Below are 7,656 nucleotides of genomic sequence, written 5' to 3'. Positions count from 1 at the left end.
GTTGGAAGCATCGGCCGCGTCGGAAACACGCCGACCCACGCCAAAGACCTTCGACTACGGGCCGGCCAAGCTCGACATCTATGCGCCCGATGGGGCAATCGGCCTGCCGGTCGTGGTTTTCGTTCATGGCGGTACCTGGCAGTTTGGCAAACGCAGTCAGGTCGACGCCAAACCGGCTTTTCTGCTCGCCAACGGCTTTTGCTTCGTCTCCATCGATTATCGCATGTTGCCGCAGGCCGATGTCGCCACCCAGGCCGGTGACGTCGAAAAGGCCTACGCCTACATCAGGGCCAACATCGCCCGGCATGGCGGCGATCCAAACCGCATCGTTGGCATGGGCCATTCGGCCGGCTGCCATCTGATTGCGCTGACCGGCATGCGCGGCGGATTGCCCGGCATAGCTGCGCTCATTCTCGACGATACCAGGGCCTATGATCTTGCAGCACTTGCCAGGAAGGGCGGCATGGTGCGGGCCTATGCCCGCGTCTTTTCCAATCCCGCGCAATGGGCGGCACTGTCGCCGGCCAGCCATGTCGACGGCCGCAAGCACCCGCCGACGTTCATTGCCTATTCGCGCGCCCCGGCCGGAGTGAGGACTCCAAGGCCTTTGCCGAGCGCCTGCGCGCGACGGGCACCCAGGTCACGCTGTTCGACGGCAGCGCCTACACGCATATGTCGATCAATCGCGATTTCGGCGAGGACGGCGATGCGCTGACCGCGGCCGCGCTGGCATTCCTGAAATCGACGGTTGGCTGATCCTTACGGCACTGGATCAGATCAAAAGTGGCGGCGGGATATTGCTGTGCGGGCGCGCCCGGGTGCAAGTGCTCTTCGATCGTGAGCGGGAGGGAATTGCATGAACGGCGCCGATGTCCTGTGTGACGTGCTTCTGGCCAATGATGTGACGGTCTGCTTTGCCAATCCCGGCACCTCCGAAATGCATTTCGTTGCAGCACTTGACCGCAAGCCGAAAATGCGTTGCGTGCTCGGGCTGTTCGAGGGCGTGGTGACGGGTGCCGCCGATGGCTATGCGCGGATGACCGATCGGCCGGCCGCGACGCTGCTGCATACCGGTCCCGGCCTGGCCAACGGGCTCGCCAACATGCACAATGCCCGGCGTGCCTTCAGCCCGATGATCAACATCGTCGGCGACCACGCCTCTTACCATCTGCCGCTCGATGCCCCGCTCACCAGCGATATCGAGAGCCTTGCGGCGCCGATGTCCAACTGGGTCGGCCGAGTCAAGGGCTCGGCCGATATCGTGCCGGCAGCTGAAGCAGCCTTTCGTGCCTCGCTGACACCGCCCGGCGTCGCGACGATGATCCTGCCGGCGGATGCCGCCTGGGGCGCAGTCGACGCGGTTTCGGTCGGCAAGGTGAAGCTGGTGCCAGCGCCGGCCGTCGATATGGACGCCGTGCGCAAGGTCGCCGCGGCGATCCGTACCGCTCCGGGCCGGGCAGGCATGATCGTTCGCGGAAAGGCCGCACGCGCCGATGGGCTCGCCATCGCCGGGCAGATTTCGACGGGCAGCGATGTCCGCCTGTTCGGCGAGGTTCTGATCGCACGGATGCAACGCGGGCGCGGGCGTGTCGCGCCGACCCGCATTCCCTATCCGGTCGATGCGGCGATGGCTGTGCTCAGGGATGTCGATGTTCTGATCCTGGTCGGCGCGAAGGAGCCGGTTGCCTTCTTCGCCTATCCGGGGAAACCGGGACGGCTCGTCCGGGAAGGCTGCGAGGTGCTGACACTGGCCGCCCATGGCGACGATCTGCATGCGGCGCTGGAGGCGCTTCGCGACGAACTTGGCATCAAGCCGTCACAACAACAGGTGCTCGCGGCCGCTTTTCCCGACGAGGCAACGCCGAACGGCAAGCTGACGGAAGATGCCATCGCGCTGTCGGTGGCGCGGAAACTGCCGGCCGATGCGATCGTTTGCGATGAAGCGGTCACCTCGGCCAGGCGTTTCTTCGCGCTGTCGGCCTTTGCAGCGCCGCACGACTACATGATGGGCACGGGCGGATCGATCGGCGGCGGCATCCCGATGGCGACCGGGGCGGCAATCGCCTGTCCGGACCGCAAGGTGATCAACCTCGAAGCCGACGGCAGCGGCATGTACACGGTACAGGGATTGTGGACGCAGGCGCGGGAAAAGCTCGACGTGGTGACGATCGTGTTTTCCAATCGAACCTATGCAATCCTGCATGGCGAGATGAAGAATGTCGGCGTGGGCGCGATCGGCGAGAACGCCAGGCGCATGCTCGACCTCGACCATCCCTCGCTCGACTGGGTGTCGCTGGCCAAAGGCATGGGCGTGGAGGCGGCTCGCGCCGATACGTGCGAGCGCTTCGAGGCGCTGCTGGACAGCGCGCTGTCACGGCGCGGGCCGTTCCTCATCGAAGCGGTGCTCTGAGCGCGGCGAAAAACGATCGGCGGAACCGAGCTACCAGCGGGTCTTTTCGCCGGGAGCCGCCGGTTCGATCGCCAGCGCGTGCACGCCGGCCTTCAATTCGTCGGCAAGCAGTTCATTGACGGCGCGGTGACGGTCGATGCGGCTCATGCCGGCAAAGGCGGAAGCGACGACGCGGACGCGAAAATGCGTCTCGCCGGTGCCGTCATAAGTGCCGTGATGGTCGGAGCCGTGATGGTGGTGGCCGGCATGGAGATGGCTCTCGTTGATGATAACCAGCCTGTCCGGCGAAAATGCCTTATTGAGCTTGTCTTCCATGGTCGCCTGTATGGACATCGCCATCTCCCTTCACCACATATCGCTGGCGTCTCGGCCTGGAAACCGAAAATCGGTTTCGCAAGGGGCCGCCGCCGAGCAACAAAATCCGCCATTCGCCTGCTTTATGCCGCGATTCAGCGGTTAGGGCGATGATCGCGAAAATGTCAATTCTTGTTTCGCATCTGCGAACGCCCCATAAATGGGTAAGATGAAGCCGTACCCCAAATATTTCGAGAAGATTCGCGTCCGCCCCGACAAGGACGCGGAGCTGAAGTCGCACTCGCCGATCTGCCAGTGGGACGGCTGCAAGGAAGCGGGCACCCATCGTGCGCCGGTCGGGCGCATGAAGGAAGGCGAGTATTTCCACTTCTGCTTCGATCATGTGCGCGAGTACAACAAGGGCTTCAACTACTTTTCCGGCGTGCCGGACACCGAGGTCGCGCGCTTCCAGAAGGAAGCCATGACCGGGCACCGGCCGACCTGGAAAATGGGCGCCAACGGAGCCTCGACGCGATCGTCGCCCGATATGGCCCAGATGCGTTCCGGTCGGGCCGGCTACTATAACCGCATGCGCGACCCGTTCGACCTGTTCAAGGGACCGAAGGATCCGCGCGAGGCGCGCGAGCGCAAGGCCAAGCCGCTTGAGGCCAAGGCGCTGGAAACGCTTGGTCTTGATACAAAGGCGACTGGCAAGGAGATCAAGGCGCGCTATAAGGAACTGGTGAAACTGCACCATCCGGATGCGAATGGTGGCGACAGAGGTTCGGAAGACCGGTTCCGCGATGTGCTGCAGGCCTATCGCGTGCTCAAACAGGCGGGCCTGTGCTGAGCGGCCATACGGTTCGTGTCGTTTTCCAACTTTCATAAGGTTGGAAAAGGCTCTAAGACCGCCCCCGGACAAAATCGATTGCCGGCGAAATCAGACGTTTCGCCCGTGGAGACGTTGAGAGATATGAACAAGGTCGATCGTGACATCGCCAACCTGCCCGACACGACGGTGTCGGTGAAGGAGAAATTCGGCTTCGAGTCCAAGATGGTGGTGCCGGCCTATTCGGTGACATCGGAGCATGTGCCGGACATCGATCCGGACTATCTGTTCGACAAGAACACGACGATGGCGATCCTTGCGGGCTTTGCCTACAACCGCCGCGTCATGGTGTCGGGCTATCACGGCACCGGCAAGTCGACCCATATCGAACAGGTCGCCGCTCGCCTCAACTGGCCTTGCGTGCGCGTCAACCTCGACAGCCATGTCAGCCGTATCGATCTCGTCGGCAAGGACGCGATCGTCGTCAAGGACGGTTTGCAGATCACCGAATTCCGCGACGGCATCCTGCCCTGGGCCTACCAGCACAATGTCGCGCTGTGCTTCGACGAGTACGATGCCGGCCGTCCGGATGTGATGTTCGTGATCCAGCGCGTGCTGGAATCGTCGGGCCGGCTGACGCTGCTCGACCAGAGCCGGGTCATTCGCCCGCATCCGGCCTTCCGGCTGTTCTCGACCGCAAACACGGTCGGCCTTGGCGACACCACCGGCCTCTATCACGGCACCCAGCAGATCAACCAGGCGCAGATGGACCGCTGGTCGATCGTCACCACGCTGAACTATTTGCCGCACGACAACGAAGTCGCCATCGTGCTGGCCAAGGCCAAGCACTATCGCGACGGCAAGGGCAAGGACATCGTCAACAAGATGGTGCGCGTCGCCGACATGACGCGCTCGGCCTTCATCAACGGCGATCTGTCGACCGTGATGAGCCCGCGCACGGTGATCACATGGGCCGAGAATGCCGAGATATTCGGCAATATCGGCATGGCGTTCCGGCTGACCTTCCTCAACAAATGCGACGAACTGGAGCGCTCGGTGGTGGCCGAGTTCTATCAGCGCGCCTTCGGCGAGGATCTGCCCGAGAGCGCCGCCAACGTGGTGCTGGGCTAAGCAGGGTCTCGATGGCGGGTCCGGGCGACAACACGCGCAACAAGTCGAAGACGGGGTCTGAAGCCGATAGCTTCAAGCGCGCCGTCACCGTCTGCATGCGCGCCATTGCCGGCGACAAGGAACTGGAGGTCGGTTTCGCCAAGGACCGGCCGGCGCTCGCCGGCAGCCGCGCGCGCTTGCCGGAGCTGCCCAAGAAGGCATCGAAGACCGATATTGCGATCACCCGCGGCCTCGGCGATTCCATGGCGCTGAAGCGCGCCTGCCATGATGTGCGCATCCACACCAAGCTGGCGCCGGAAGGCAAGGCGGCCCGCGCCATCTATGACGCGGTCGAGCAGGCTCGCGTCGAGGCGATAGGCTCACGCGCCATGCAGGGCGTTGCCGACAATATCGGCTCGATGCTGGAGGACAAATACGCCAAGGCCAACCTCGTCGACATCAAGGACAAGGCCGACGCGCCGATCGAGGAAGCTCTTGCCCTGATGGTCCGCGAGAAGCTGACCGGCCGCCCGGTCCCGAAAAGCGGCGAGCGGCTGGTCGAACTCTGGCGCCCTTGGGTCGAGGAGAAGGCCAAGGCCGACCTCGACGGATTGTCGGCCAAGCTCGGCGACCAGCAGGCGTTCGCCCGGGTCGTGCGCGAGATGCTCGCCTCCATGGAAATGGCCGAGGAACTTGGCGACGACCAGGAGACGGAAGATTCCGAGGACAATGACGACAACCAGCCGCAAGGCGAGGAGCAGAGCGAGGAGGGTGGCGAAGAGGATTCCGGCTCCGAGCAGTCGCAGTCCGAGGATGCCGAAGCTTCGGCCGATGACGAGCAGTTGGCCGAGACGGAAGCCTCCGATGCCACCGCCGACGATCTGTCCGACGATGACGACGCCGATGCCGAAACACCCGGCGAGGCGCGCCGTAACGACAATCCCTTCACCAATCTGCCGAAGGAAATCGACTACAAGGTCTTCACCACGGCTTTCGACGAGACGGTCGGCGCCGAGGAACTGTGCGAAGAAGAAGAACTCGACCGGCTGCGCGCCTTCCTCGACAAGCAGCTGGCCAATCTGTCCGGCGTCGTTGGGCGGCTGGCCAACCGGCTACAGCGCCGGCTGATGGCGCAGCAGAACCGCTCCTGGGATTTCGACCTGGAAGAAGGTTACCTCGACCCGGCAAGGCTGGTGCGGGTCGTCATCGACCCGATGCAGCCGCTGTCATTCAAGCAGGAGCGCGACACCAAATTTCGCGACACGGTGGTGACGCTGGTGCTCGACAATTCCGGCTCGATGCGCGGCCGGCCGATCACGGTCGCGGCAACCTGCGCCGACATCTTGGCGCGCACGCTGGAGCGTTGCGGCGTCTCGGTCGAGATCCTCGGCTTCACGACACGGGCGTGGAAGGGCGGGCAGGCGCGCGAGAAATGGCTGAAGGATGGCAAGCCGCCGAATCCTGGCCGGCTCAACGATCTGCGCCACATCATCTACAAGTCCGCCGACCATCCATGGCGGCGGGCACGGCGCAATCTCGGCCTGATGATGCGCGAAGGCCTGCTCAAGGAAAATATCGACGGCGAGGCGCTGCTGTGGGCGCACAACCGGCTGATCGCCCGGCCCGAGCAGCGCAAGATCCTGATGATGATCTCGGACGGCGCGCCGGTCGACGATTCGACGCTGTCGGTCAATCCGGGCAACTATCTCGAGCGCCATCTGCGCGCCGTCATCGAGCTGATCGAGACGCGTTCGCCGGTGGAACTGCTGGCCATCGGCATCGGCCACGACGTCACGCGCTACTACCGCCGCGCTGTCACCATCGTCGATGCCGAGGAACTGGCCGGCGCCATGACCGAGCAACTGGCTTCGCTGTTCGCCGAGGAAAGCGCGAAGGATACGCGACGCGGCGGTGGTATGCGGCGCGCCGGATGATTTCCAGGCGCGGCGGGTTTCGGCAGACGCTTTTCGCCGCCATCGTCCTGCTTTCCGGCGTGGCTTCGGCGGCAGCCGGTTCGGCTGACTCTGGTTCTGTCGAACCGGTCGAAATCTCGGCCCGCCCGATCACCCAATTCCACATTGGCCGTGCCGACAAGCAGTTCGGCGCTTTCGAATTCGTCGGCGGGCTGGAGATGACCTCGCCGACACGCGATTTCGGCGCGCTGTCAGCCTTCCGCTTCCTGAAAGCCGGCGGTGACTTCATCGGCGTTGCCGACACCGGCTTCTGGTTCTTCGGCACGGTGGTCCGCGACGCGGAAAAGCGACCCTCCGGCATCCAGAATTTCCGCATGCAGCAGATGGTGGACCAGACCGGCCGGCCGATCGACAGGAAATGGGAGGTCGATGCGGAAGGTCTCGCGGTCAAGGACGGCATCGCCACCGTCGGCTTCGAGCGCAGCCACCGCGTCGCCCAGTTCAAGATCGACCCCAACGACATGAAGGCGCCGTTCAAGCCGCTGGATTTCGTCGTGCCGGCCCGCGAGCTGCGCCAGAATCGCGGCTTCGAGACCGTCACCCACGCCAATGCCAACGGCCAGCATGAGGGCGGCCTGGTCGTGGTCTCCGAGAAGAGCCTGGACAAGGCCGGCAACATCTATGCCGCCATCATCGAAGGGCCGCACAAGGGCGTCTTCACCGTCAAGCGCAATGGCGATTTCGACATCACCGACGGCGCCTTCCTGCCCGATGGTGATCTGTTGCTTCTGGAGCGCAGTTTCTCGATGGCCAGCGGCGTCAAGATGCGGCTGCGGCGCATCTACGGCGAAAGCGTCGAGAAGGGCGCGGTCGCCGACGGGCCGGTGCTGCTGGAGGCCGACATGGACTACCAGATCGACAATATGGAAGGGCTCGACGTCTGGAGCCGCGACGACGGCGCGCTGATGGTGTCGCTGATCTCCGACGACAACCACTCGATCCTGCAGCGCAACCTCTATCTGGAATTCATTCTCCACCAGGATTGAGCCAGCCGGCTTACGTCCTGTTGGCGATCCAGATGACATGGCGGGCGCCGCGCT

The 7,656-nt window shown here is 63.8% G+C and carries 6 protein-coding genes and 1 pseudogene; 6 read left to right on the top strand and 1 reads right to left on the bottom strand.

Translation table 11 applies throughout. The features are described from left to right. The first annotated feature begins 1 nt into the window (after position 1). Both EN750_RS10675 and EN750_RS10670 read left to right on the top strand, forming a co-directional pair. Positions 2-756: pseudogene (locus EN750_RS10675) on the top strand (alpha/beta hydrolase). A 100-nt stretch (positions 757-856) separates the two neighbouring features. Further along, positions 857-2,410 carry an acetolactate synthase large subunit gene (locus EN750_RS10670; RefSeq protein ID WP_127396396.1) on the top strand — a complete coding sequence of 518 codons (1,554 nt, stop codon included), beginning with the start codon at positions 857-859 and terminating at the stop codon, positions 2,408-2,410. A gap of 30 nt (positions 2,411-2,440) precedes the next feature. Here the strand turns inward: EN750_RS10670 and EN750_RS10665 are convergent, their stop codons facing one another. Continuing rightward, positions 2,441-2,743 carry a BolA family transcriptional regulator gene (locus EN750_RS10665; RefSeq protein ID WP_013529365.1) on the bottom strand — a complete coding sequence of 101 codons (303 nt, stop codon included), beginning with the start codon at positions 2,741-2,743 and terminating at the stop codon, positions 2,441-2,443. 181 nt (positions 2,744-2,924) lie between these two features. Here EN750_RS10665 and EN750_RS10660 point away from each other — a divergent pair, with 181 nt between their 5' ends. The 4 genes from EN750_RS10660 (at position 2,925) to EN750_RS10645 (ending at position 7,602) form a co-directional block, all read left to right on the top strand. After that, complete coding sequence (locus EN750_RS10660; RefSeq protein ID WP_013529366.1) at positions 2,925-3,554, top strand: J domain-containing protein; 630 nt, start codon at positions 2,925-2,927, stop codon at positions 3,552-3,554. 123 nt (positions 3,555-3,677) lie between these two features. Further along, a complete protein-coding gene (cobS, locus tag EN750_RS10655; RefSeq protein ID WP_013529367.1) occupies positions 3,678-4,664 on the top strand; it encodes a cobaltochelatase subunit CobS in 987 nt (328 codons plus the stop codon). Between the two features lie 11 nt (positions 4,665-4,675). Continuing rightward, complete coding sequence (cobT, locus tag EN750_RS10650) at positions 4,676-6,577, top strand: cobaltochelatase subunit CobT (RefSeq protein WP_127396395.1); 1,902 nt, start codon at positions 4,676-4,678, stop codon at positions 6,575-6,577. Next, positions 6,574-7,602: an esterase-like activity of phytase family protein gene (locus EN750_RS10645; RefSeq protein WP_127396394.1), complete on the top strand. Its 1,029-nt coding sequence runs from the start codon at positions 6,574-6,576 to the stop codon at positions 7,600-7,602. Before cobT ends, EN750_RS10645 begins: the two co-directional genes overlap by 4 nt. Positions 7,603-7,656 lie beyond the last annotated feature (54 nt).

This window comes from Mesorhizobium sp. M7A.F.Ca.ET.027.03.2.1, from assembly GCF_003999175.1.
In the GTDB taxonomy this organism is placed as follows: domain Bacteria; phylum Pseudomonadota; class Alphaproteobacteria; order Rhizobiales; family Rhizobiaceae; genus Mesorhizobium.
This window is presented reverse-complemented; position numbering and strand designations above follow the sequence as displayed.